This window comes from Microcoleus sp. AT8-A3, assembly GCF_036705675.1.
In the GTDB taxonomy this organism is placed as follows: domain Bacteria; phylum Cyanobacteriota; class Cyanobacteriia; order Cyanobacteriales; family Microcoleaceae; genus Microcoleus.
The window spans coordinates 33,727-57,974 of sequence record NZ_JAUBVD010000020.1 but is presented as its reverse complement, the minus strand read 5'-3'; the positions used below and the strand labels follow the sequence as shown (position 1 = coordinate 57,974).

The window sequence follows — 24,248 nt, the reverse complement described above, 5'->3', positions numbered from 1 at the left end:
CTAAAGTCGGTTAAAACCGACTACAGAGTGTAATGAAAACGCAATTAATTGTAGTCCTCTTTTAGAGGACTTTCGCTATGAGACAGGGGTTTTCAACCCCTGTCGGACTCGAAGTCAAACGAGAGATTCGATCGCAAATATGAATACTGCTGAACCTTCATTAACTAAAACCGAATGTTGATACTTTTCGACAGTCCGACAGTCCGGCAGGGGTTTAAACCCCTGCCTCAAAGCTAAAGTCGGTTAAAACCGACTACAGAGTGTAATGAAAACGCAATTAATTGTAGTCCTCTTTTAGAGGACTTTCGCTGTGAGACAGGGGTTTTCAACCCCTGTCGGACTGGAAGTCAAACGAGAGATTCGATCGCAAATATGAACACTGCTGAACCTGCATTAACTAAAACTGAATTAAGAAAATCGCTCCTCCACACCCGCAAATCCCTATCAGGACAAGAATGGACACAAAAGAGCACGAGCCTCTGCAATCATCTGCAAAACTCGCCCCTATTCACCCAAGCAAAAACAATCCTCGCCTACTTCAGTTGTCGCCAAGAACCAGATTTAAGTCCCCTATTTGTAACTCCCCGCAAATGGGGATTTCCCCGCTGTGTCGGCAAAGAGCTATCCTGGCACATCTGGCAGCCCGGAGATGCTTTACATACTGGAGCTTATGGCATACTCGAACCCCTGCCGGATGCTCCTAAAATAGACCATTCAGAAGTAGATTTAATGCTCGTACCCGCAGTAGGCTGCGATGTTCGCGGCTATCGCTTGGGCTACGGCGGCGGCTATTACGATCGAATGCTCAGTTTAGCTGAGTGGGAATCAAAAGTTACGATCGGCATTATCTTTGAATTTGCCTCGATCCCCCAGCTACCAGTTGACTCCTGGGACAAACCGCTGTACGGAATTTGCACGGAAAGCGATTTGACAATCGTAGACCAAAAATCTTAAACGGGCCTAAACAAATTAATTTTCCGCAATTATGCCTATATCCTCTTAATCTAGAATCTAGAATCTAAAATCTAAAATCTAAAATCTAAAATAGTATGGCTCAGCGCTACGTTCGAGTAAAAACAACACAAGGACACATCCATTACGGTTTACTGCAACTCAGTCACAGCGTTCAAGTATTTGATGCACCGCCTTGGTTACAAGGACAACCAACCGATTTGGAACTTTCACCAGATACTTACCAAATTCTCGCCCCGTGCTCTCCCTCAAAAATTGTAGCCGTAGGCAAAAATTATGTCGATCACGCCGCCGAGATGGGAACCCCAGTACCTGCTGAACCCCTGCTGTTTTTCAAGCCTCCGAGTGCTGTCATCCCCGCAGGTGGAGCGATTCGTTATCCGCAGCAGTCGGAAAGGGTAGACTACGAGGGAGAATTGGCCCTGGTAATTGGCGAACATTGTACCAACTGCACTCCCGAACAAGCACACAGCAAAATTTGGGGCTATACCATCGCCAATGACGTAACAGCCAGAGATTTGCAAAAGCGGGACAACCAGTGGGCCAGGGCCAAAGGGTTCGATACATTTTGTCCCTTGGGGCCTTGGATTGTCCGCGAACTGAGTCCGGCAGCACAGTTGCAGACTTTTGTCAATGACAGCGAGCGACCGGTACAGTCATCCCAGATCGATCGCATGGTATTTTCCCCAGACTTTCTCGTCTCCTACATCAGTCAAATTATGACCCTAATTCCCGGCGATGTGATACTGACGGGAACGCCGCAAGGAGTAGGGCCGCTACAAATAGGCGATCGAGTCCGCATCGAAATTGAAGGCATCGGCAGTCTTGAAAATACAGTAGTTGTTAGTCATTAGTCATCAGTCATCAGTCATATCATGTCCGGTCGCTTCCCTCCGCTTCGCTTCGCCCCAAATCAGGTAGGGGCGGGTTCACCCACAATATCTGCCAATAATTGACAATCTCAAAAACCCGCCCGGCCGGGATATTATCGTCAATCGATCGGACATGATATCATTAGTTATTAATTAGGTAAGTGCAAAAACAACAATGTCTTTTAGGAGCTTCTAGGGCCGTGTTTAGCGATGATTTGCGCCCTGGAAAGAGTTAACCATTTCACGCACGCGCCCTCTCCCTACTAATGACCAATGACCAATGACCAATGACTGATTTATCGTACCTGCATATAAACAGCATCCGAAAGCGGAGGAATCTCTGCATAGCGTCCCAAAAGCGACTGCACGACTGCATAGACAAATGCAGCAAAAGCGCCCAAAAACACCATGTTATACAGAGTTTCCGCAATAAATGCGACTTGTAAGCCGTTAGAAAAAATCGGCAAAACCAGACCGCACAGCATCAAAACAATGTCTAAAAGAATCGCCTGCATCGCATTAAAACGAATGAAGTGACTGATGTTTTCGTTTCTAACTACTCCTAAATACAGAGCAAAGAAAATAACCAAGCTAGCAAAGGGCAAACTATAAATTTGCATCAAAGGAGCTAGCGGTATCAACAACAGTTGCAGCACAGGAAACTGTGTAAACAGAAACCTGCCAAAGGCCAGCCCGTCAACCAACGGGAGCAAATAAGGCAAAGAAGCAAAAATCCGGTCTGTAACAGTTGTAGACCCGCGCCAAGTCATAATGAACTCTCCTGAGTCGATCGGTGAACTATTAATTCCATTAAACTCAGGATAACGCAGCAGCAGGGTTTGTGTTTCGACTCTGCCGGAACTTGCTTTTCACTCAGCAGGGAGCAGCCCCAACTACCAGATGCAGGCTTTTTTATTTAATATTAGCGATCGTGAAGCCCATTTGACACTCGTACCGATCGGGCAAATTTTCCGTAGGTTTAGCAACTGGATGTCCACAGCGAAGCTCTCCACCACTCCAGCGCGGTTGGCCAGTGCGATCGGCCAGCAAACAACTTTGGCAAACACACTGAGGGGCAAGCATCTGATTTTCCATTAAAATGACTAACATTTGATACCTCCGGCAGGTTTCACACCAGTAATTTCATTGTATGTCAGGAGTTGGGGACAAACCGCTTAACCTGAACACAACGTAATATTTATGTCAATGGTGCGAAATCCGTAGTACGGTATAAGATCCCCAATTCCCAATCCCAAAATTGTCAAGAGGTTGATTATTGTGACGGACACTAACTTAGAATTCCTTTCCAAAACCGATCCGCTCATTGCCGATTTAATCGGGCAAGAGCTCCAGCGGCAGCGAGACCACCTAGAACTCATCGCCAGCGAAAACTTTACCTCCGCAGCAGTAATGGCCGCTCAAGGCTCAGTGCTGACCAATAAATACGCCGAAGGACTGCCAGCAAAACGGTATTACGGCGGCTGCGAATTTATTGACGGCATCGAGCAAATCGCGATCGATCGCGCCAAACAGCTATTTGGAGCCGCTCACGCCAACGTCCAGCCCCACTCCGGCGCTCAAGCCAACTTTGCAGTATTTTTGAGCTTGCTGGAACCCGGAGACGGAATAATGGGCATGGATTTGTCCCACGGCGGACACTTGACCCACGGTTCGCCGGTCAACGTATCCGGCAAATGGTTCAAAGCTTATCACTACGGCGTCAGCCAAGAAACAGAACAGCTCGACTACGACGAAATTTTGGCACTGGCCAAAGAAAACCGACCGAAATTGCTAATTTGCGGCTATTCAGCATATTCGCGAATTATCGACTTTGAGAAGTTTAGAGCGATCGCCGACGAAATCGGAGCCTACCTGCTCGCCGACATCGCTCACATCGCCGGGTTAGTCGCCACAGGACACCACCCCAACCCCCTCCCCCACTGTCACGCAGTCACCACCACTACTCACAAAACCCTGCGCGGCCCCCGTGGTGGCTTGATTATGACCAATGACCCGGAATTAGGTAAAAAGTTTGACAAAGCAGTTTTCCCCGGCACTCAAGGTGGGCCATTAGAACACGTCATTGCGGGCAAAGCAGTAGCTTTCGGCGAAGCATTAAAGCCTGAATTTAAAACTTATTCCGGTCAAGTAATTGAAAATGCGCGCGCTTTAGCGACACAGTTGCAGCAGCGGGGTTTAAAACTCGTTTCCGGCGGCACGGACAATCACTTAATGCTAGTTGATTTGCGATCGGTAAACATGACAGGCAAGCTAGCGGACCAATTAGTCAGCGGTGTGAATATTACTGCTAATAAAAATACCGTGCCTTTCGATCCGGCATCGCCCTTTGTCACCAGCGGTTTGAGACTCGGTTCGCCGGCGATGACCACCAGGGGAATGGGAACTGCAGAATTTACCGAGATTGGCAATATTATTGCCGATCGCCTGCTAAATCCCGATGATGAAAGCGTTGCAGCCGACTGCTTGCGTCGAGTAGCAGCACTGTGCGATCGCTTCCCCTTATATCCCCACTTGTACTTGAAAGTGCCGGCATTAGCTTAATTTTCCTGATCTGCAACGGGAAATTGGTAGTTGGAAGTGTACGGGTAAAAGGGTTAGTCGATTTTAGATTTTAGATTTTAGATTTTAGATTTCTTCTCGCATTGAATCTGGGGGATTGAACTAGCATCTTAAATTTTGGGATCGACCATCGATTGTATCGGGGGCTTGTAACCGCTTTGGGGCGGATATAAAGAGCAGGAAAAGATTGAGAGTTGCCGGTAGCGATATTGACAAGCGGTTTTCACCAAAAATATCGATCGCCAATACGGTTTTTAGTAAAGATATTTGTCGGGCGGGGCTGGTTTGACTAACGGTATTTGTCGGTTGCGAAAGATACCGTTCAACTGGGCCCGCTCGCCAAATATCGACTTTTTTGCTCGCGAAAAAGTCGATATTTCAAATCGTTAATTCGAGAGTTAGAAATGAAAAACCTGACAATTCGTCCTCCTGCAACTGCCATTGCGGCAAATCTCCGACTCCCAAACCCCCAGTCGCTCTTCAAGATGTTTCCTTGTTATAAGCCATCTGAAATGTAGTAGACTCTGCCTGACAGACTAATTGCCCCGCACTATTTAAAATTGATTTCAGATGCCGTACCAGTATCTGTACCACATACTCGCTTTCCTGGTTTCTGCGATCGTCGTCCTCTGGAGTACACCAATAGTCAAAAAAATTGGTCTCAAAAGCGGGCGAGTCGATCGGCCAGGCGAGCGAAAAGTCCACAAGCGCCCAATGGTGCGCTTGGGAGGAGTGTCCATCTTTCTCGGCACTATCACTGCCCTCTTATTTGTCTGGATCTCAGGAGGCTTCCTCGATGCTAACGGACAAGTTCTCAATCCCAAAGACGAATACGAAATTTGGGGAGTCACCCTCGGCGGCATCGGATTCTTCCTCATCGGTTTAGCAGACGACCTATTTTCGCTCTCGGCCTTAAAACGCTTGCTCATGCAAATTGGCGTATCCAGCATCGTTTGGTACGCGGGCGTACAGATTGAGTTTCTGACAGTTCCCTCCTTGGGACTGACTAATATTGGCTGGCTGAGCTTGCCAATTACCGTGATTTGGCTCGTCGGCATGGCGAATGCCATCAACTGGATTGACGGTTTGGACGGTTTAGCAGCCGGAGTTTCAGGGATTGCAGCCGTTGTGATGCTGATTGTCAGTTTGGCGATGCAGCAACCAGCGGCGGCCCTGATTGCAGCGGCTTTAGCTGGCGGGACATTGGGGTTTCTGCGCTACAACTTCAATCCGGCTCAAATCTTTATGGGAGATGGCGGGGCTTATTTTATCGGGTTTACTCTCGCTGGAGTGGGAGTAATTGGGTTGGTTAAAACTACGGCTGTTACTTCTGTGTTGCTGCCCTATTTAATTTTAGCTGTACCGATTTTAGATATGTCGGCGGTGATTCTCGATCGACTTCGCAACGGCAAGTCACCGTTTATTGCTGACAAGCGCCATCTCCACCACCGACTTCTAGAAGCCGGACTCTCCCATCGATTTGCGGTTTTATTTATTTACTCACTGACACTGTGGGTGGGAAGTTTAGCCCTAGCTTTTTCGCTTCCGAGCGGCGTAATTTACGCTATGGGTGCAACAAGTTTGCTGGGATATGCTAGCTGGAAAGTTTGGAGACACGCTAGGTGAAGGAAGAAGGAAGAAGGAAGAAGGAAGAAGGAAGAAAAATAATTTCTAATGCCAAATGCCTAATTCCCAATGCCCTGCGCGGGCCAATGCCCAATGCCCCATGCCCCATGCCCCATGCCCAATTCCCCATGCCCAATTCCCCAATCCAATGCCCCATGCCCAATGCCCAATGCCCAATTCCCCAATCCAAAATCCAAAATCTAAAATCTAAAATCGAATAATGGTTGCTGAAATTATTTGTGTTGGCACTGAATTGCTGTTAGGCGATATTCTTAATAGCAATGCCCAGTTTTTAGCCAAAGAATTAGCGAGTCTGGGAATACCTCACTACTATCAAACAGTGGTGGGGGACAATCCAGAACGTATCAAACAAGTGTTAGAAATCGCCGTCAGTCGATCGCAGCTTTTGCTCTTCACCGGCGGTCTGGGCCCCACACCAGACGACCTGACAGTGGAAACCATCGCCGATTTTTTTGGGGTTCCCTTAATAGAAAAGCCGGAAATTATCGCCGATATCGAATACAAATATGCCCAGCGGGGACGCACCATGAGTCCCAGCAATCGCAAGCAAGCTTTAATTCCAGAAACTGCGGATATTCTGCCGAACCGCAGCGGTTCTGCACCGGGCATTATTTGGCAACCGGTTTCTGACGTGACAGTAATGACATTTCCCGGCGTACCGGCGGAAATGCACTTGATGTGGCAAGAAACCGCCGTTCCTTACCTGCAAAATAACGGCTGGTGCAGCGCCACTATTTACAGCCGCACATTGAAATTTTGGGGGATTTCTGAGTCAGCATTGGCGGAAAAAGTAGATAGTTTTTTGAATTTAACTAATCCTACTGTGGCTCCCTACGCCAATCACGGCGAAGTCAAACTGCGGATTTCGGCCCGCGCAAACGAGAAAGTTGCTGCGAAAAACTTGATTGAGCCGATCGAACAACAATTGCGGCAAATTGCCGGCTTAGACTGTTACGGTGCTGATAGCGATACCCTCGCTTCGACTGTGGGCCAATTGTTGCTGGATGCGGGGCAAACTCTCAGCGTGGCTGAATCCTGCACGGGAGGAGGATTGGGGGCGATGCTGACAGGTGTTCCCGGCAGTTCGAGCTACTTTTTAGGCGGGATTATTTCTTACGACAATCGGATTAAGGAAGGATTATTAGGTGTTAATCCCCAAGATTTAGCCGAATTGGGGGCAGTCAGCCACCAAGTGGCAAAACAAATGGCTGCGGGAGTTCGCGCCAGCCTCAATACCAATTGGGGGTTGAGCATTACAGGCATCGCCGGGCCAGGAGGCGGCACCGACGGTAAACCTGTCGGACTGGTTTATGTCGGTTTAGCGGGGCCCGACGGATCCGCAGAAAGTTTTGAATACCGTTTTGGCGATGCCAGAGGCCGCGAGTGGATTCGGAATTTGAGTAGCTGTACGGCGCTCGATCGACTCCGGCGTACATTATTGTTGGCAAAAGTGTAGAAAAAATCCTACGATTGGTCAATTGTCAACAGTCAACCGTAAGCTTAAGCTTTATTTAACACTCTCTACTCCGATATAATTCGGCAATTTTCCTTTTGCCTCTTGATTATCTGTAAAGATTCGTTATGATAATAAGATAGGACTGATTGGCCAAGATACTGAATCTCTCCATTGCTGAAAATAACCAGCAAGCGAGAAAGCAAGTTTGACCTTTGGTTTCAAAGTCGTGCTTGCTTATTTTCAGATATTTAGCCGTCGGTTTAGCAATCTAGACTATAAAAAAAGGAGCTATCCGTTCAATGGAAGACATTGAAAAGGTGCTGGAACAAATTAAAGAATGGGTTCGCAAGCTGATAGAAGGATTGCTGAATCCTGAAGCTCAACCGGAACTAGAACCGATTCGTATTCCTGTCAACCAACCGAGGAATCGCAGGTAGTCGGGACTGAATTAGAAGTTTGATGTTTAAGGTTTGACCTTTGAGGTGGTTGACTGGTTTTAAATACCATGTCAAAACTCTCTTAAATTTTGTTGCGCGGGAAATTTTAAAATTGTTAAATATCCTGGTACTTCACGGCCCTAATCTGAATCTATTGGGTCAGCGAGAACCTGGAGTTTATGGTTCTGCGACTTTAAATGATATCAACAAGTTGCTAGAACGAGAAGCGCAAGCCCTCCAGGTGCAAGTCTCAATTCAGCAGTCGAATCATGAAGGGGTATTGGTGGATGCAATTCACTCGATGTTAGGGCAGCACCAAGGCTTATTGATTAATGCTGGAGCTTATACTCATACGAGTGTGGCAATTAGAGACGCGATCGCCGCGGTGAATATCCCGGCGGTAGAAGTTCATCTGAGCAATATTTACCGGCGGGAAGCTTTTCGGCACCACTCCTTTATCGCAGCGGTGGCGATCGGGCAAATCAGCGGTTTTGGCTCAGAAAGTTATCGGCTGGGGCTGCAAGCTCTAGTGAGTTACGTGATTAAAAATTAAAAATTTACCGATGGTAGCGATCGGATGAGGGCAGGTTTTAGATGGAAAACCAGCCCTTATATGTTTGGGTTGAATTCAAATTAATCACAAGAGTTAGGCAAAGAAGCAAACCAGGAAGAACTCTAAATTACCAATTACCAATTACCAATTACCAAAGAACGGGGTTTAAAGCCCCGTCCTTATAGGACGGTTTTAATTTCTTAATTGTCCTAATTTTCTCAGATGTTGTGGTATAGTATAATAAGAATAACACAGGAGAGAGAGGCATGAAAGCGCGGTATCGATACAGATTATCTCCTAGTACGGAACAAAAAATTAGCTTAGCTAAATTGTTTGGTTGTACTAGAGTAGTCTGGAATGATGCCCTAAGAATTTGCAAAAACTCTGCCAAAAAACCTAGCTGTGCAGACCTGCAAAAAATTGTAATAACTCAGGCAAAAAAGACTGAGGAGAGAGCATGGTTGGGAGAAGTGTCGGCGATTTGCCTCCAACAATCTGTCTCTGATTTGGAAACAGCTTTTAAGAATTTCTTGGATTCTTGTAAAGGAAAACGTAACGGAAAAAAAGTCGGCTATCCAAAGTTCAAAAAAAAGACAAACAGCCAATCCGCCAAACTAACCAAAAACGGTTTTTCGTTGAGGGATGATTATGTTTACCTTGCAAAGATTGGCAGAGTTAAGCTGATTTGGTCTAGGGAATTGCCAGACCATCCAAGCTCTTTAACTATAATCAAGGATTGTGCAGATCGGTATTTCATCAGCTTTGTAGTAGAGGATGATCCCGAAGAAGTCGAAGCTAAGAACCACAGCGTCGGCATTGATTTGGGCATTAAAACCTTCGCTGTAATGAGTGACGGGACTAAAGCTGTAAGCCCTGACTACAAAGTGTTAGATCGCAAAATTCGCAGATTACAGCGTAAACTTTCCCGTCAAAAACTCGACTCTAAACGGCGGAATAAAACCCGACTGCAAATAGCTAGACTGCACAACCGAATTGCTGACACTAGAAAAGATTTTTTGCACAAACTATCAACTAACTTGGCTAAGGATAATCAACTTGTCATTTTAGAAGATTTGAATGTAGCAGGAATGGTAAAAAATAGGAAGCTATCAAGGGCAATTAGTCAGCAAGGTTGGGGTGAGTTTAGGGCTTTGTGCGATGGAAAATGTGGGAAGTATGGCAGAGAGTTCAAAGTAATTAGTCGCTGGGAACCTACCAGCCAAGTTTGCTCAGATTGCGGGTTTAAGTGGGGGAAAATAGACCTCTCTGTGCGTTATATACTCTGCCTCAATTGCGGTACTAACCAAGACAGAGATGAGAACGCCGCCAAAAATATAAATAAAGTCGGGATAGGGCATTGCCACGACTCTAAATGAACATGGAGACGCTCGTAAAACTACTTCGGTAGTATCGGTCAATGAAGTGTTAAGAATCCCCGCGCTTTTAAGCCGGGGAGTATGTCAATAACAACTTGAGTTAAATTCAAATGCGGCATTCCCTGTTGAGCAAGTTTCAAGGAACCATCCTGGGGGCAGTTTTAGGAGACTCTCTAGGCCTGCAATACCAGAGGCAACTCGTCGGTATTCCCCCCCAAACAGAAGACTTGCAGCCGATTTTACAACTGACGAAACACCAACAATTGACCGTAAGTGGCGCAACATTGGCGTTGAATTCTGTCAACAGTAAAATCCCAAGTGGCAAAGACTCATCCGCATCCGGGACACTTGCGGTAGCGTGTGCTCAAAGTTTAATTCGGTGTAGGGGTTTAAATTTAAAAGATTGGCGCGATACTTGGGAAGCATTTGCCAAGTCGGAAATCTACCATCCCCGCAACAGTGAGTTTCCAACCTTACTTAACCCTGGTGAAGCTGCCCTTGCTGCGCTGCCATCGGCGATGTTTTTTCACGAAAATAAAGCCAAATTGCGAGAAAAAATCATGCTGGCGATAGAGGTTTGGCACAACGAAAACCCGCCAGAATGGGAAACAGCAATTTTAGCAGTAGCATATACGATCGCCCGCTCTCTCAAAGAAAGACTTGACCCCGCGACGGCGATCGAGCAAACACTTGCCTACCTGAAAACAGAGAATGCCTTAACAGAGCTGCTGCTGCAAGTGCAAATACTACTAGAAAAGGGAGCCGATTTAGAAACAGCCGCCACTTATCTGTGCAAAAGCGCCACAGCTTTGCGAGAAAGACAGGGCGAAGGTGAAAAAAAATTACAAACCGAGTCAATTGTCAACCCAGGAAATTTCATTCCCATTGCCTTAGCTTTCTACTGCTTTTTGAACACCCCAGAAGACTTGCGCTTGTCAGTGGTGCGTGCTGCCCGCTGTGGTATAGCCGGACAAATAACCTGCGCTTTGACGGGAGCTTTGTCTGGAGCGTATAACGGCGTTGCTGCGATTCCTGTAGAATGGCGACAGGTATCTTCGGCTCAGGTTAATTCGCAGCAGCTAGCCGAGGGCCGAGAACCTTTGCTCTGGGGAACTGGCAGCGATGTAAAAATTGTAGAGTTAGCAAATAACCTGTTTGCTGTTTGGGCAGGCGTTTACAGGCCCGATGCCGGAGTCGATTCTGCTGTGCTAGCCCGATCGGTGGCTGCACCTTATGTCATTAGACCTCGTAAAATATAAAGGTTAAAGCTTTTAACAGTAAGGGGAAACCAGCAACTAACAAGTCAAAAGCCAAAGTGGAAGGAGAGCGCCAATTAAAGATTAAAAAGTGAAAAATTAAATCGGACGCGCCTGCCCCACAAAACCGGGTTTCAACGAGAATATGGGTAGTTCGGATAAAATCAATCAAGATGCATAGTCAGAAATTCTGACAAAGCTGCTGGATAACAGTGATATATCTTCGACACAAATGAATACGCTCTCCTCATTGATGCGACAGATTGAGCAGCTAGGGGCTGCGCGCTCACTGCGCCAACACATTGCTAAAGTGCAAAATGGCAGCAAAGCAGATACCTCACGCGCTGGCGGGCCTCTCCTGAGCCGTTTGTCGCGCCAGAAATGGCTTCTTCCCGAGACTTTTACTACTAAATTTACAAGTAAAACCTCCAAATCAAGCCTCAAAAATCAAGCTCGTTCCCCTATGTTGGCGCTGATAGCGGTAGTTTCCCTAAGCAGCACTCTGGGCCACCGCTTCTACAACCAGCCGAAACTGGATGTGGGGACGAAAGCTCCTCAGACGATTAAGGCTCCTGCTACTGCTAGCGTCCCGGATTACAAAACTACTGAAGAACAGCGGAAAGCAGCGCGGATAGGGGCTGTAGCTATATTAATGCTGGATTCGGCGGTCGATCGACAAATTTATCAAGAATTGCAACAATTTTTGCAGCATGGGAGCGATCTACGGGAGGCGGTAGGCCCGTTTCCGTTTGCGAGTACCTCGGCCCTCTCACTTGCTGTTCAGGTTTACTTGCGGAGCTGTCCTGAGTGGGAGTGGCGCTGGATTTTGGCGCAAGCGGGTGACAAAAGTGCAACTTCCGAGCGATTGAGTTTGGATTCCCCGGCAATTGCTGCGGCAACAGATAACAAGTCTCAGCAAGATGCTATCGCTCAACTGCAAGCTTACAGCCGATCGGTCCGGGCAGCAGAATTTCAAAGCCTGACAGACAGTATTTCCTCTGCTCGCGAGCGCTATCTCAATGCTGTGGAGGCGCTGGGAAAACCGTCGGTTTTGGGGCTGCCCCAGATTTACGATACTTCGCTGTTTGATTTGTCCGAAGCAGCTTGGCAGAAAACCCAAACCGGTATGAGTCGGGCGGCAAAAAGAATGGTGGCTCAAGGTATCCCGCAGGGGTTGCCCAAAGAGATTTTACAAGAAGCCGTGAACCTGCAAGTGGCTGATGAAGTGCCGTTAGAGTCCCAAGGTTTGGCGGTGGAGGGTTTAACAGCGATTTTGCAGCCAAATCTGGTGAGAGATCGGGAGGAAACCAAACAGCTAGCTGAATTAGCGGCGCAAAAGGTGAAACCGGTGATGATCGCAGTAGATCGGGGCGAGATAATTGTTGCACAAGGACAAGAGATATCGCAGCAAGATTTCGTGTTGCTGGACTATTTTGGTTTGAGCCGGCGGGGGGTGAATTGGCTGGGGCTGACGGGTTTTGTTTGTTTAGTCGCGGGGGCAATTGCGATCGTACTGCTGGTGGAAAGGCACTACCGCTTGCGCCGCAGAGATCATTTGCTATTGCTGCTGCTGACTTTGAGCGCGCCAGTGCTGGTGAGTTTGGGGCTGCCTTGGACGAGTTTGCCCGCGATCGGGATTTTAGCGGGCGGCTTCTACGGTTCGGCGGTGGGAGTCACTGTGGTGGGGCTGCTGTCGGCGCTGCTGCCCATTGGCTTAAATGTGGACTTGATTCATTTGGTGGCTAGCGGGGCGGGCGGATTGCTGGGCGCTTTTATGGCCGGGCGGCTGCGATCGCGCGAGGAATTGGCTCTTTTGGGCGTAGCTGTCGGCTTGGCTCAGGGCAGCGTTTATCTGGTGGGGACTTTGATTGCCAGCGCGGCTGCCGGTGCAATTTGGTACGTCGTACTCGGTACGGTGGGCGCGCAAAGTTTGGCCGGTTTGGCTTGGAGCGTTGTGGCGATCGGCATCAGCCCTTATTTGGAACACGTTTTTGACTTGATTACGCCGATCCGGCTGGCGGAACTTGCCAATCCCAACCGCCCGCTGTTGAAGAGGTTGGCTGCCGAGGCTCCTGGGACTTTTCAGCACACGCTGTTTGTGGCGAGTTTGGCAGAGGCTGCGGCCCGAGAACTCGGCTGCAATGTTGAGCTGGTTAGGACTGGGACATTATACCACGATATTGGAAAAATGCACGACCCGCTGGGATTTTGTGAAAATCAAATGGGCGGGGCCAACAAGCACGATGAAATTAATGACCCTTGGGCGAGCGCGGAGATTATTAAAAAGCACGTTACCGAGGGTTTGGTGATGGCGCGAAAGCATCGATTGCCGAAGGCAATTCAGGCGTTTATTCCCGAACACCAAGGTAAAATGTTAATTGCTTACTTCTACCACCAGGCGCAGCAAATTGCTGCCAAAGAAATAGAAGATTTAAAGCTTGTTTTGCCAGATGCGGATAATTCAAAGTTAACAATCGCAAGTCGCCAAGTGAGGGAGGAGGATTTTCGCTACGATGGGCCGATTCCGCAGTCGCGGGAAACCGGGATTTTGATGCTGGCGGATTCTTGCGAGGCTGCTTTGCGATCGCTCAAGGATGCTACTCATGAAGAGGCTTTGAATATGGTTAATAAGATTTTGAGGGCTCGCTGGCAGGATAATCAGTTGATTGATTCGGATTTAACGCGGGAGGATATGTCTCTAATTGCGGAGATTTTTGTGCGAGTTTGGGAACAGTTCAATCACAAGCGGATTGCTTACCCTAGTGCAGTTTTTACTCCCAGGTAGGCGAAAATTTTTAGTTAGGAAAAATCAGTTCGCATTTCAGTTGTGAATGAGATTTTATTGCGGTTTGCGGGGCAAATCGCCATGCACTTCAGGATTGTCGCTGACAATTACCATAGTTTGTTTGATTCCTCAAAATTCCGAAGAGTCGATATCTCTTTCGCCGGCTAGGTGCGATCGCAATTTTTGCCAGTCTTGGGCATCGATCGCATTTGCAAATGCGATGATAGTATCTAGAACCCCAGCGCGGTCAACAATCCAGTGGATTTCTGGCCGTTCCTACATTACAAATAAATTTTGTGAGTTGTGAGTTCAAAAGATTTTAATTTTTAACCGCAGATGAACGCGGATTAACGCCGATTTTTTATGTTAATTTTATCCTTTGACTCCGGCGGCGGTTTCTGTTGGCACAATGTATTTTTGCAAGAGCAAAAATAGTCCTAAAACTGGAACAATAGACATAATAGAACCCGCCGCAACTAAACGCCAATCTAAGGAAAATGTTCCGGCTAAATTGGCTACCCCTAAAGGTAATGTGTAATATTCCGGCCTGTCTAAAACTAGCAGCGGCCACAGAAAGTCGCTCCAAGAACCGATAAATACGAAAATTCCTAGGGTGACTAAAGCTGGCTTAATTGCCGGAATCATGACGTGCCACCAAATGCCTAATTCGCTGCAGCCGTCGATGCGGGCTGCTTCTTCTAGTTCTTTGGGAACTGCTAGAAATGCTTGTCGCAATAAAAATATGCCGAAGGCTGAGGCTAGTCCGGGAAAGATTACGCCTAAATAACTATTTTTTAGTCCGAGTTGTACAGTCAATATGTATAGGGGAATCATGACTATTTGGAAGGGAATCATGATTGTGGAAACGATCGTGATTAAGATGGCTTCGCGGCCGCGAAAGTTGAGTCGGGCTAAGGGGTAAGCGGCGAGGGCGCAAAAGAGGACGTTGATGCTAACCGTGAGGCCAGCAATTAGGGTGCTGTTGAACAGGTAGCGGCCGAAGGGGTTGGTTTGCCAAACTTTGATGAAGTTTTCGAGGGTTGGCTGTTGTGGCCACAGTTGCGGGGGAAATTGAAAGATGTTTTCGTTGGGGGATTTGAGGGAGGTACTGAGCAGCCACAGCAAGGGAAATAGCATTAAAAGTGCGATCGCGCTCATGAGGCTGTACGTCCACAGGGTGCTCCACGGCGAGGGAGTGTTGTTTGGGGAATTTGGTTTTTTAGTTTTGAGATTGTTCATGGTTGGGATATGATAATAAGTCCTTGCTTCGTGAGAAGCCTTGTTGTCCATAAGGGGATTATTGCCATGAAACCGTTTATTTACGAAACTATGTACATTCTGCGCCCTGATTTGGGTGAAGAAATGACAGACCAGGCGATCGCTAAATATCAAACTATTTTGCGCGATCAAGGTGCTGAAAACATCGAAACTCAGCACCGCGGCAAGCGCCGTTTGGCTTACGAAATCGGCAAGCACCGGGACGGAGTATACGTTCAAATGAACTATACAGCTCCGGGCGCTGCAATTTTTACCCTGGAGCGCGCGATGCGTCTGAGCGAAGAAGTGATTCGCTATTTGACAATCAAGCAAGATGTGCCAGATGCACCGGAAGCGGAAGCTGAAGCTGAAGTCGCCGAGTAGCGATCGTGTCAATTTAACGTCTTATGTAGTACCCGTCTACTGTTTGACGATTAGGGCCGCTTATTCCTCGGCCCCGGCACGCCTTTCTTAAGGGCTACGCTGTACGCACAACTTGAAAAACTAACGTCAGAGCCTTTCGCTCCCCCTGGCATCCTCCTGAACAAGAGGCTAGGGGGAGCTCTGGAATTGTGGGTACAGCATAGTTTTTTAAGGGCGGGGCTTGATGTTAATTGAAATTATAGGTGAATGGGCGATTGTTTTTCTAGGGGAGGACGATCGCTCTTTTTTGTGGAGAGACTGCTGGGACTTAATCTATTTTTATCAACAAACAAAGCTCGCTTTTTGAGGATGGCGAGGGCGATTCACTTAGCCCAACTCTATTATCTAGTTGACTACAAAAAACTTGACTAGACTTGAGCATAACTGCTTAATCATTGTAAATCTAATTGTGATTCGCTACTTATTAAATTTACTGTTAACTAAGGCAAATTCTACTTTCTTGAGAGACAAAATTCTGCATCTATAACTTTGAACCAAACTATAAAGTTATTTTTGCCCTTGGCAATTAGGTAGCCGCTAAAATATGGCTCTTAGAACAGGAATATTGTCAAATTTTGCCAACTGCTGCTTGAGGTTGGGCCTGAATCCACCAGCCAAAGCTCGATCGCACTCCCTGCAACCTCGATCGAGATTCTCGCCCCATAGCCCAATTGTAAAGTTTTGTGACAATTTTAATTTGGTAGCTTTAGATACAGAATTGTCTGTTATAGTGATAGAAGAGAAGAAAAAACCAGCCCAACATTAATCTAAAGAATACGGAGGAACCGCATATGTCTACTGAAAATCAAGCTCGCTCTCTGATGATGCGCCACCACCAACTGGTGAAGAACCGCCAGCAATCCATGCTCAACCGCACCGCCACCGAAGTCGGGATGGAAGATACGCACTACTGGGGTCACATTCAAGGCAAACCGCAGCCCAGCTTTCAAGCCAGTTACGATCGCAGCAACGCCACTATGAGCTAGGGCAAACTCAATTTCGACAATTGTCTACGAAGTTATTACCTATAATTTGGAGAAATCAGTTATGTCCACTCAAGAACAAGCCCGCAACCTGATGATGCGCCATCAACACGTCGTCAAAAACCGTCAGGAATCCATGCTGAGCCGTGTGGCTGCTGAAGTTGGTTTAGATGCTGGTTCTCCAGCGAGTATCGATCGCAAATAACTCCTTTTTTCAACGGCGAGATAGTTTAATCGAGTTTGTTGTTGGCCAGCTAAAAATTAATAATGTTCATTACAAAACCGTCGCGACTTCTTCTTGAGTTCTAACTCTAGATTGGAAGCCGCGATTAGTTTTATGGGGAATGGGGAATGGGGAATGGGGAATGGGGAATGGGAAATTGGGTTCAAAAGAATCTAAAATCTAAAATCTAAAATCTAAAATCGTTTGACTGAGCGCTCACGCCGAAGTCTAAAATCTAAAATCTAAAATCTAAAATCTAAAATGGTATAATCCCCTTTCAGCAGATTGAAGGCTACTAGGGAGGTCATCATGTCGGACTGGAAAGAAATTGACGGCGGAGTTACAGCACCCAGAGGGTATAGAGCATCGGGAATTACAGCGGGTTTGAAGCCTTCAGGCTTGCCAGATTTAAGTTTAATTTTGTCAGAGGTAGACGCGATCGCCGCCGGAGTCTTCACAACCTCCACCGTCCGGGCCGCTTGTGTGGACTACTGCCGCCAGCGTTTGCAAGCTAAACCCAGCGCGAAAGCAATTTTGTGCAATGCGGGACAAGCTAATGCTGCTACTGGCGAACAAGGTTTGGCAGATGCCCTCGAAAGTGCCAAATTGTTGGGAGAAGCGCTGAATATTCCTCCAGAATCAATTCTTTTGGCCTCCACTGGCGTCATCGGACAGCGGATTAAAATGGAGCCGCTGAGGGCCGCAATTCCCCGATTAGTTGCTGAGGCATCGGAAACTGGTTCCGATGCGGCGGCTAAGGCTATTTGTACGACTGATTTAGTGCCGAAAACGATCGCCCTGGAAACAATGTTTGGCGATCGGCCCGTCCGCATCGGCGGCATTTGCAAAGGTTCGGGAATGATTCACCCGAATATGGCAACAATGCTGGCATTTGTAACTTGCGATGCAGCAGTGTCATCGCATTTGTGGCAAGAAATGGTGAGTCGGGCGGCTAACAGAAGTTTCAATCAAATTACTGTTGACGGCGATACCAGTACCAACGATTCGCTAATTGCTTTGGCAAACGGCCAATCCCGCACGCCCGCAATTACAGAAATGGGGGCAGATGCTGAAAAATTAGAAGCGATGCTGACAGAAGTTTGCGTGCATTTAGCAAAGGCGATCGCCCGTGACGGCGAAGGTGCAACTTGTTTGGTAGAAGTGCAAGTTAGTGGCGCGCTAGATGAAGTTTCTGCGAGTAAAATTGCCAAAACAATTGTCGGTTCTTCCTTGGTGAAAGCTGCTATTTTCGGACGCGATCCGAATTGGGGCAGAATTGCGGCGGCGGCTGGGCGCGCTGGTGTACCTTTCGATCAAGAGAATTTGCGGATTCAATTGGGGGATTTTTTGATGATGGAAAACGGACAACCTAAAGAGTTCGATCGCGCTGCAGCAAGTAATTATATGAAAGCGGCTGCGGAGGGGGAATATTTGAAGGCTGATACGGTTTTAATTCAGGTTAGTGTGGGGGATGGCAGCGGTTTTGCGAAAGCTTGGGGATGCGATTTGAGTTACGACTACGTGAAGATTAATGCGGAGTATACGACTTAAATAAGTCCAGGCGGTTACAAGTCCGGGCGGTTAGAAACCGCGCCTACACAAACAAAACCAGACGAGAGAAAGTTGAAGGCAAATTTCACACAATTTAAACTCAACTTCCCCCCACGGGGGGAAATTAAAAAATCTGAAACCTTTACTCACCGAGTTAATCTCAGCTTTTTTGCTCCTCATTTTAAAATCGCTGAAGCCCTTACCAAGATAAGCTTTTTAGGAGTTTAACAAAAGAGCGCTAAAAATATTATTCAGACTAAGTTTCAAGACTTTTTAAGCTTATTATTAATAAGTCTAATATCAAGTTTGAAAACACGCCCTAACCAAAACTATCGGAGACAAACACATAGCCGCCGCCGTATCCAACATTATCATCCACTAATATTAAGCCCTCGTTACCCTGCGGATCGCCACTCTGAGCAAGTCCATAATTCACCACGCGCAACAACCGCTGCGGCGTAAACGATTCCAATTCCACAAAATTGCCTGCATCCAGCCATGCTAGTTCTTCTGCTGTTAAACTTTGCCTTACAGCGTCGGGTAATTGACGGGCTGTTTGTGCGATTGTTTGAGATTGCTGCACAAACATATCGCGGGATGCTAAGATTTGACGGGGAGAAATTCCCAAATCAAAAATTGTCACCTGTTGATTCGCAAACCAGTTTGGATTAGTTCGCAGTTGATGTACCAAGCCAACTCCAGCAGGGCTCGCATTGTGCAGTGCATAGACTTTTAAATCGGTATTGCGCCGCAGCATTTCAATCACGGTACTGAAGATGCTTTGGGGATAGCCACTAATACTAAGAATCGCGCAGTTGTTTTCAAAATGGACGTTGTTGGCAATGAGGAATTGAGCTATTTCGTCACTGTCACAGATGATTGCGCGATCGAAACTGTAGGCGCTAACTTCGCGATCGATGCTGGCGGGTAAAGCTTCTTGACGAGGCGCAGGGAGCAGTTTTTCTAATGTGCCGTTTACTGTTTGCCAGTCTCGCAGCCATTTATCACTCTGCGCTTGATTGACAAGAAATCCTTCACCAGTTATCTGTGGGCGTTTTTTTTGTGAAATGCCGAGCCAGTAGGAAAATAGCCCTAGTGTAATCGCTACGATGTATCCTGAAGAATAATCAAATATTAGGCTTCCTGAAATGCCCAGCACTAAAATAATTCCCCCTAAAATCTGGAGGTTTTTAGCATTATTTCTTCTGCCGCGAATACCTTGATCAGGAGATTTACTGTCGTGAAAAAATAGCCATATCCAAATCAAATTGTAGAGAGCGAAGGTAATAATAACTGCGAATTGTGAGGGAAAAATAGCAATAGCGAAGGTAAGGCAGAAGGTTCCCGCAAATACGCTAAAAAAGAAGTAGGTCAAAATCCAACTGATTTCGGGTGCGCGAGATTTAAGCTTTTGGTCAATAAAATACAAAAACTGTTTGTGCGTAAAAAACAACATATTTTGGCTGGAAATATTCTCGATCGCCTTTTTGAAAAACGGATCGGTGAAAGCCAACTTTTTATCAGTGACGGTAGTGGGTTCAAAGACAAACGGATGGTTGCACTGTTTACAGCGACCTGAGTTGCTTGTACGATCGCGCAAATTGTTATCGGTATTACACTGGACGCATTTCATTCCCATTTCGGTTACTCCTGATTGATTTAATGGATTTATATCGTTGACGGTTGTTTTGGAATGATTTTACCGCAGAGGCCGCAGAGGGCGCAGAGGAAGTGAAGAGAGATAACTTCGTTACAACCGAGATGTTACACCATTGTCAGCAACAGGCAAGATGCCTGTTCCACAAGACAATTTATTTATTGTGGAACAGGCATCTTGCCTGTTCTTAAGAATGGTGTAACATCTCAGGTTTAAAATACTTGCCCGTTTAACAAGATAGAATAGTCTTCTCGCTGTCGAATTAATCGATCGCCCTTGGCATCAATCAACACTTCAGCAGGGCGGGGGCGGTGCAGAAAATGCGACGACATCGCATAGCCGTAAGCCCCGCTATCCAAAATCGCGATCGCATCTCCAATTTTGAGTTTCGGTAGCCAACAGTTGCGCCCTAAATAATCCCGCGAATAAGTCGTGTTGCCGCAAATATCGGTTTCATGTCGCGATACATCGTCGGTTTCCCAAGTCGCGATCGCCCGATAGCCGCCGTGCACCGCAGGCACCGATAGATTTGATACAGTCGTATCCACGCCGACAATTTGCCTATCGCCCAACCACTTCACCGACACAACTTTCGCAAGCAAAACGCCACAACCTGCAATCGCCGATCGTCCCGGTTCAATCACCAACTCGATCGGGCGAGATAGCGCACTCAATCGTTCAGTTATCGCCGCACCAAACTCCCGCCAGTCAAACACCGCACCACCTCGATAGGGATAGCCAAAACCACCGCCAAAATCGAGGGTTCGCCAATGGGGCAACAGTTGGGCGATCGCAATTAGGCGATCGATCGCCTGCGTAAAAGCACTCGTGGCGTTAGTTCCAGTCCCCCGATAAAAATGCAATCCGGTAATCCTCAACCCCTGCGGCTGCGCGATTTCCTTGGCTTTCCCGAATTCGGCGGCACGTACTCCAATCCGACTGTCTCCCGTCAATTCCGGTGAGTTGAGGCGCAGTCCAATTTCGGCACGGATCGATCGCGGTTGACTCCCGGAATATTCGCAAAAATCTTGGAGTTGGGACAGACAATCGAAGTTAAATCGCTCAATCTTCCACTCGATCAATTGCTGAATATCAGCCCTGTTGAGGTTACTGCCGGTGTAGACAATGCGATCGCTCGTAAAACCCGCTTTCAGTCCCAAAAAAACATCCCCCGGTGTATTCGCGTGTAGCCCCCAACCAGCCTGCTGAATCAATTGCAACAGAGCAATATTGCCGTTGGTGACGCTAGCAAAATGAAACTGAACGTGCGGATAGTCGATCGATCGCGTAATATCGTCAAGGGTTTGACGGAGGATATCGGCCTGATACACATATAAAGGCGAACCATAAGTTGACAAAAGTCGCTGGGCCATTGCTTCGGAGAACGGCGGCGAATGTGTTTTGGTTTCATTTTGTAGCAAAGATTCAGTCATATAGAAGAAGTTCGGCAACGAGGAATGTACGGGATTTAACGGATGTAACGGGTTATATCAAGTCCGAGGGATCTGTCTGATATAATTCCATATCTTGTAGGGGCGGGTTCACCAGTATTCTCAACTTCAAAGCCAACAAATTTATAAACCCGCCCCGCCCATATCAACAGTCAACAGTCAACAGTCAACAGTCAACTGTCAACCTCCTTCGATATTTCCAAATGCGTTGTCCGATCGCCGGTGGCAACCAAAACACATGATCCAGCGATCGCTTAACCGGAATTTCGCCTAAAACCTCGGTTCGCCATGCCTGCCACATCAGCAGCAACCAGAGATTATTGCCAATATAGCGATCGCGCATGGTAACTCCGAGTTGTCCCGATAACATCGAGTCAGCCAAATGGGGCTGCCAGCAATTTTGCGATCGCAACACATTCGGATTCAGCCGATCGCCGATCGCAGCCCAAAACTCCCGGTAATACCAAACCTTCAACGGGACTCCCATCCCGCGCTTTTCTCGCCAGACAATTTCCGGCGGCAGCCAGCGTTCAGACGCTTTTTTGAGGATGTATTTTTCGCACGCACCTTGCAGTAGCAGCTCGCCAGGGAGTTGAAACGTCCAGTCCGTGAGGTCGGGGTCGCAGAAGGGCGATCGCACCCACAAACCGCAAGCAAACGCCAATGAGGTTGCCCTCGGCTGAATATTTTGGGCACCTTTGAGCATCAGCGAAGCGCGCCGTAGCCTCGCTAGCAGGGAAGGACACCTCTTCGACAAACAACCGGGATCGATCGCGTCTTGCAGGTAAACGCTCAAATCGTGAGACTGGATGCGATCGAGCATTTCGGGCGAAAAAATCTGTTTTTCATAACCATAAAATCGCTGAAACGTCCGCAAATACTGCTGTTCAAAGGTTTCTTTTCCGGCGGGATGTTCTGCTGTGTAAACTCCGTTGGCAATCAAAGGCTTGTTTGTCCATCCGGCAAATAGCTGATCGCCATTCTCGCCATTGAATACAACTCGCACATCTTGCGCCGCCGCCTGTTTGAGCAAAAACAGCGCAGCCGTCGTACCATCTCCATAGGGTAAATCGAGGGCTTTGGCGGTTGGCCCGATCGCGCGCAACACTGCATCACCCGTCGCCGCCACCCGAATCAGCGGAATCTGGAAAAAGTCCGCCACCTGTTGGGCGTAGGGCAGTTCGGAATAGGCTTCGACACCAAAATCGAGGGCATAGGCGCGCACCTGCAAGCCTGCTTTCACTAGCAGCGCCGTCACCAGGGAAGAATCGATGCCACCGGAGAGTAAAACGCCTACGGGTTCGTCGATCGGCAAATCGGCCACTTGTCGATCGATCGCCTGTTGCAACAGCCTTTGCAATTGTGCGATCGCCTCGTCTTCACTCCGCAGTAATTGGGGCGCTTCTTGCCAAGCTGAAGGCAGCGATCGCACTTTCGGCAGATCCTTAATATCGGCAATTTCCCAAATCATCTCGCTTCCGGCTGCTACGGAGGCAATTTGCTCGATCGGCGTTAACGGCGTGGGCACGTAGGAAAAGCAAGCATAAGTGTGTAGGGCGATCGGGCTAATTTGAGAGGAAGCAATCAGCGGTAGCAGCAGTTGCATTTGCGTCGAAAACCAAATCGTTTCTCGCAACTGCATCCAATAAAGCGGCACTCGCCCAAACGGATCGCGCCCCAGCCTTAGCTGTTGGGCTTCTACCGCCGCCCAAGCATCTCCCGGAAAATCCGTCGCCCGATCGCGCCCGCAAGCATTCAGCGTCACTCGATCGCCCGTGAGTACAGATGCAGAGGCGATCGCCCATTCTGATAATTTGCCCTGTCGGATGAAGTAGTCTGGGGCTAAACGGCTGAGCGTTTTTGTGCGATCGCCCAGTCCCCAATAGCCTATGAAATGTGAAGGTTTGCCGATCGCACCCATCTATTTCACCGTGAAAGGTTCACTGCCGATCGCGCGCCCATCCAGGGACATCCGAACTTCCCATTTGCCTGGGGCTGCAGCAGATCCGAGATCGTAAAAGCAGTGGGTATTCCAAACCGCAGTATCGATCGTGCGAGTTTGATACCTAGCCTGATGCACAGTTTGACCGCTAGGATTAATCCAATCGCATTGCAGAGACAACTCATTGCCGATCGGAGCATTTTGCAACGTCACCTGATAGTAGATGCGGGGATTAATTTGACGATTGACTTGAGTGAGGCTGTCACCGCCCTTTTGAGATAGGGAAATTCGGTCTTCTCCTGCGACAACTCGAGCAGTTTTTTGTTGCTGATTTTGCCCGAACAGTACACCTATACCGATCGCAGATATGACAACGGCTGTCGAGGCGATCGCGATCCAGCGGTTGCGTCGCTGCTGTTTTTCTAGGACTTCGCGGCGGCGCATTTGGGCGATCGCATCTTCTAAAAGCTCATCAGGCAGATTCAACTCCCGTAAAATTTCTCTTACCCGATCGGGTTCCAATTCTAACTCGCGCTGCTGCGATAACTTGTCGATTTCAGCGACTACCTGTGCTAACTGAGTTTGAGTGAGTCGAGGTTCCATAGAGTTCCTTCCCAGTAAAAATTAGATATAAAAATCACATCACATTTCTCTTCTCTTCCTCTGCGCCCTCTGCGCTCTCTGCGGTTAAATTACTCATATTATTCAATAAACAGCTCTCAAAGTCAATTCATAAAAATCCTAACCTTAACCTCATAAAATTTATGTAAAAGCTATGGTAAGGTGCGTCGCCATCTATACTCTCCAATTTTTATTGAATCTCTGAC

Annotated in this window: 21 protein-coding genes; 14 read left to right on the top strand and 7 right to left on the bottom strand. The window is 47.7% G+C overall.

Annotated features, from left to right (window positions below):
- Positions 1–372 precede the first annotated feature (372 nt).
- Positions 373–954: a 5-formyltetrahydrofolate cyclo-ligase gene (locus tag QUB51_RS14170; RefSeq protein WP_333208369.1), complete on the top strand. Its 582-nt coding sequence runs from the start codon at positions 373–375 to the stop codon at positions 952–954.
- Positions 955–1,049: 95 nt separating this feature from the next.
- Positions 1,050–1,826, top strand: a complete 777-nt coding sequence (locus QUB51_RS14165) for a fumarylacetoacetate hydrolase family protein (protein ID WP_333262186.1) — start codon at positions 1,050–1,052, stop codon at positions 1,824–1,826.
- 314 nt (positions 1,827–2,140) lie between these two features.
- On the opposite strand, the gene QUB51_RS14160 is transcribed toward QUB51_RS14165, so the two are convergent.
- Complete coding sequence (locus QUB51_RS14160; RefSeq protein ID WP_333054676.1) at positions 2,141–2,614, bottom strand: Tic20 family protein; 474 nt, start codon at positions 2,612–2,614, stop codon at positions 2,141–2,143.
- 142 nt (positions 2,615–2,756) lie between these two features.
- Entirely contained in the window at positions 2,757–2,954 is a 198-nt protein-coding gene (locus QUB51_RS14155; RefSeq protein ID WP_190739976.1) for a hypothetical protein, read from the bottom strand.
- 168 nt (positions 2,955–3,122) lie between these two features.
- Between QUB51_RS14155 and glyA the strand changes: the two genes are divergently transcribed.
- The 8 genes from glyA (at position 3,123) to QUB51_RS14115 (ending at position 13,934) form a co-directional block, all read left to right on the top strand.
- Positions 3,123–4,406 (top strand): serine hydroxymethyltransferase, encoded by a 1,284-nt coding sequence (glyA, locus tag QUB51_RS14150; RefSeq protein ID WP_333262183.1) that lies wholly within the window; start codon positions 3,123–3,125, stop codon positions 4,404–4,406.
- Between the two features lie 588 nt (positions 4,407–4,994).
- Positions 4,995–6,050 (top strand): MraY family glycosyltransferase, encoded by a 1,056-nt coding sequence (locus QUB51_RS14145; RefSeq protein WP_333054678.1) that lies wholly within the window; start codon positions 4,995–4,997, stop codon positions 6,048–6,050.
- Between the two features lie 220 nt (positions 6,051–6,270).
- Positions 6,271–7,527: a competence/damage-inducible protein A gene (locus tag QUB51_RS14140; protein WP_333054679.1), complete on the top strand. Its 1,257-nt coding sequence runs from the start codon at positions 6,271–6,273 to the stop codon at positions 7,525–7,527.
- 299 nt (positions 7,528–7,826) lie between these two features.
- On the top strand, positions 7,827–7,964 hold the full coding sequence (locus QUB51_RS14135; RefSeq protein WP_333054680.1) for a hypothetical protein: 138 nt from the start codon (positions 7,827–7,829) through the stop codon (positions 7,962–7,964).
- Between the two features lie 112 nt (positions 7,965–8,076).
- Positions 8,077–8,517 carry a type II 3-dehydroquinate dehydratase gene (aroQ, locus tag QUB51_RS14130; RefSeq protein ID WP_333054681.1) on the top strand — a complete coding sequence of 147 codons (441 nt, stop codon included), beginning with the start codon at positions 8,077–8,079 and terminating at the stop codon, positions 8,515–8,517.
- A gap of 266 nt (positions 8,518–8,783) precedes the next feature.
- A complete protein-coding gene (locus tag QUB51_RS14125; RefSeq protein ID WP_333054682.1) occupies positions 8,784–9,893 on the top strand; it encodes a transposase in 1,110 nt (369 codons plus the stop codon).
- Between the two features lie 110 nt (positions 9,894–10,003).
- The gene (locus QUB51_RS14120; protein WP_333208366.1) at positions 10,004–11,152 is read left to right on the top strand and encodes an ADP-ribosylglycohydrolase family protein; all 1,149 of its coding nucleotides are present in this window, start codon (positions 10,004–10,006) and stop codon (positions 11,150–11,152) included.
- A 229-nt stretch (positions 11,153–11,381) separates the two neighbouring features.
- Entirely contained in the window at positions 11,382–13,934 is a 2,553-nt protein-coding gene (locus tag QUB51_RS14115; protein ID WP_333054684.1) for an HDIG domain-containing metalloprotein, read from the top strand.
- Between the two features lie 372 nt (positions 13,935–14,306).
- Here the strand turns inward: QUB51_RS14115 and QUB51_RS14110 are convergent, their stop codons facing one another.
- The gene (locus tag QUB51_RS14110; protein WP_333262178.1) at positions 14,307–15,224 is read right to left on the bottom strand and encodes a carbohydrate ABC transporter permease; all 918 of its coding nucleotides are present in this window, start codon (positions 15,222–15,224) and stop codon (positions 14,307–14,309) included.
- 15 nt (positions 15,225–15,239) lie between these two features.
- On the opposite strand from QUB51_RS14110, the gene rpsF reads away from it, so the two are divergent.
- From rpsF to argJ, 4 genes are all read left to right on the top strand, one after another.
- Entirely contained in the window at positions 15,240–15,575 is a 336-nt protein-coding gene (rpsF, locus tag QUB51_RS14105) for a 30S ribosomal protein S6 (RefSeq protein ID WP_015176119.1), read from the top strand.
- A gap of 830 nt (positions 15,576–16,405) precedes the next feature.
- Entirely contained in the window at positions 16,406–16,600 is a 195-nt protein-coding gene (locus QUB51_RS14100; protein ID WP_006631905.1) for a hypothetical protein, read from the top strand.
- Between the two features lie 61 nt (positions 16,601–16,661).
- Complete coding sequence (locus tag QUB51_RS14095; protein WP_015176121.1) at positions 16,662–16,802, top strand: hypothetical protein; 141 nt, start codon at positions 16,662–16,664, stop codon at positions 16,800–16,802.
- A gap of 327 nt (positions 16,803–17,129) precedes the next feature.
- Positions 17,130–18,371, top strand: coding sequence for a bifunctional ornithine acetyltransferase/N-acetylglutamate synthase (gene argJ, locus QUB51_RS14090; protein WP_333232420.1), 1,242 nt, complete (start codon positions 17,130–17,132; stop codon positions 18,369–18,371).
- Positions 18,372–18,690: 319 nt separating this feature from the next.
- Here the strand turns inward: argJ and QUB51_RS14085 are convergent, their stop codons facing one another.
- From QUB51_RS14085 to QUB51_RS14070, 4 genes are all read right to left on the bottom strand, one after another.
- Complete coding sequence (locus QUB51_RS14085) at positions 18,691–20,004, bottom strand: hypothetical protein (protein ID WP_333232418.1); 1,314 nt, start codon at positions 20,002–20,004, stop codon at positions 18,691–18,693.
- A gap of 236 nt (positions 20,005–20,240) precedes the next feature.
- Positions 20,241–21,461 carry a decarboxylase gene (locus tag QUB51_RS14080; RefSeq protein ID WP_333053316.1) on the bottom strand — a complete coding sequence of 407 codons (1,221 nt, stop codon included), beginning with the start codon at positions 21,459–21,461 and terminating at the stop codon, positions 20,241–20,243.
- Between the two features lie 184 nt (positions 21,462–21,645).
- Complete coding sequence (locus QUB51_RS14075; protein ID WP_333262175.1) at positions 21,646–23,400, bottom strand: asparagine synthetase B family protein; 1,755 nt, start codon at positions 23,398–23,400, stop codon at positions 21,646–21,648.
- Positions 23,401–24,024 carry a DUF3859 domain-containing protein gene (locus QUB51_RS14070; RefSeq protein ID WP_333053314.1) on the bottom strand — a complete coding sequence of 208 codons (624 nt, stop codon included), beginning with the start codon at positions 24,022–24,024 and terminating at the stop codon, positions 23,401–23,403.
- Between the last annotated feature and the right edge of the window lie 224 nt (positions 24,025–24,248).

Bases quoted from the DNA above. Each gene is read 5' to 3' on its own strand.
- QUB51_RS14145 (WP_333054678.1), top strand. From the start codon at position 4,995: ATGCCGTACCAGTATCTGTACCACATACTCGCTTTCCTGGTTTCTGCG.
- QUB51_RS14115 (WP_333054684.1), top strand. From the start codon at position 11,382: ATGAATACGCTCTCCTCATTGATGCGACAGATTGAGCAGCTAGGGGCT.
- QUB51_RS14070 (WP_333053314.1), bottom strand. From the start codon at position 24,024: ATGGAACCTCGACTCACTCAAACTCAGTTAGCACAGGTAGTCGCTGAA.
- QUB51_RS14170 (WP_333208369.1), top strand. From the start codon at position 373: ATGAACACTGCTGAACCTGCATTAACTAAAACTGAATTAAGAAAATCG.
- rpsF (WP_015176119.1), top strand. From the start codon at position 15,240: ATGAAACCGTTTATTTACGAAACTATGTACATTCTGCGCCCTGATTTG.
- QUB51_RS14135 (WP_333054680.1), top strand. From the start codon at position 7,827: ATGGAAGACATTGAAAAGGTGCTGGAACAAATTAAAGAATGGGTTCGC.
- QUB51_RS14095 (WP_015176121.1), top strand. From the start codon at position 16,662: ATGTCCACTCAAGAACAAGCCCGCAACCTGATGATGCGCCATCAACAC.
- QUB51_RS14120 (WP_333208366.1), top strand. From the start codon at position 10,004: ATGCGGCATTCCCTGTTGAGCAAGTTTCAAGGAACCATCCTGGGGGCA.
- QUB51_RS14155 (WP_190739976.1), bottom strand. From the start codon at position 2,954: ATGTTAGTCATTTTAATGGAAAATCAGATGCTTGCCCCTCAGTGTGTT.
- QUB51_RS14125 (WP_333054682.1), top strand. From the start codon at position 8,784: ATGAAAGCGCGGTATCGATACAGATTATCTCCTAGTACGGAACAAAAA.
- argJ (WP_333232420.1), top strand. From the start codon at position 17,130: ATGTCGGACTGGAAAGAAATTGACGGCGGAGTTACAGCACCCAGAGGG.
- QUB51_RS14080 (WP_333053316.1), bottom strand. From the start codon at position 21,461: ATGACTGAATCTTTGCTACAAAATGAAACCAAAACACATTCGCCGCCG.
- QUB51_RS14160 (WP_333054676.1), bottom strand. From the start codon at position 2,614: ATGACTTGGCGCGGGTCTACAACTGTTACAGACCGGATTTTTGCTTCT.
- QUB51_RS14075 (WP_333262175.1), bottom strand. From the start codon at position 23,400: ATGGGTGCGATCGGCAAACCTTCACATTTCATAGGCTATTGGGGACTG.
- QUB51_RS14140 (WP_333054679.1), top strand. From the start codon at position 6,271: ATGGTTGCTGAAATTATTTGTGTTGGCACTGAATTGCTGTTAGGCGAT.
- QUB51_RS14110 (WP_333262178.1), bottom strand. From the start codon at position 15,224: ATGGACAACAAGGCTTCTCACGAAGCAAGGACTTATTATCATATCCCA.
- QUB51_RS14085 (WP_333232418.1), bottom strand. From the start codon at position 20,004: ATGAAATGCGTCCAGTGTAATACCGATAACAATTTGCGCGATCGTACA.
- QUB51_RS14100 (WP_006631905.1), top strand. From the start codon at position 16,406: ATGTCTACTGAAAATCAAGCTCGCTCTCTGATGATGCGCCACCACCAA.
- QUB51_RS14165 (WP_333262186.1), top strand. From the start codon at position 1,050: ATGGCTCAGCGCTACGTTCGAGTAAAAACAACACAAGGACACATCCAT.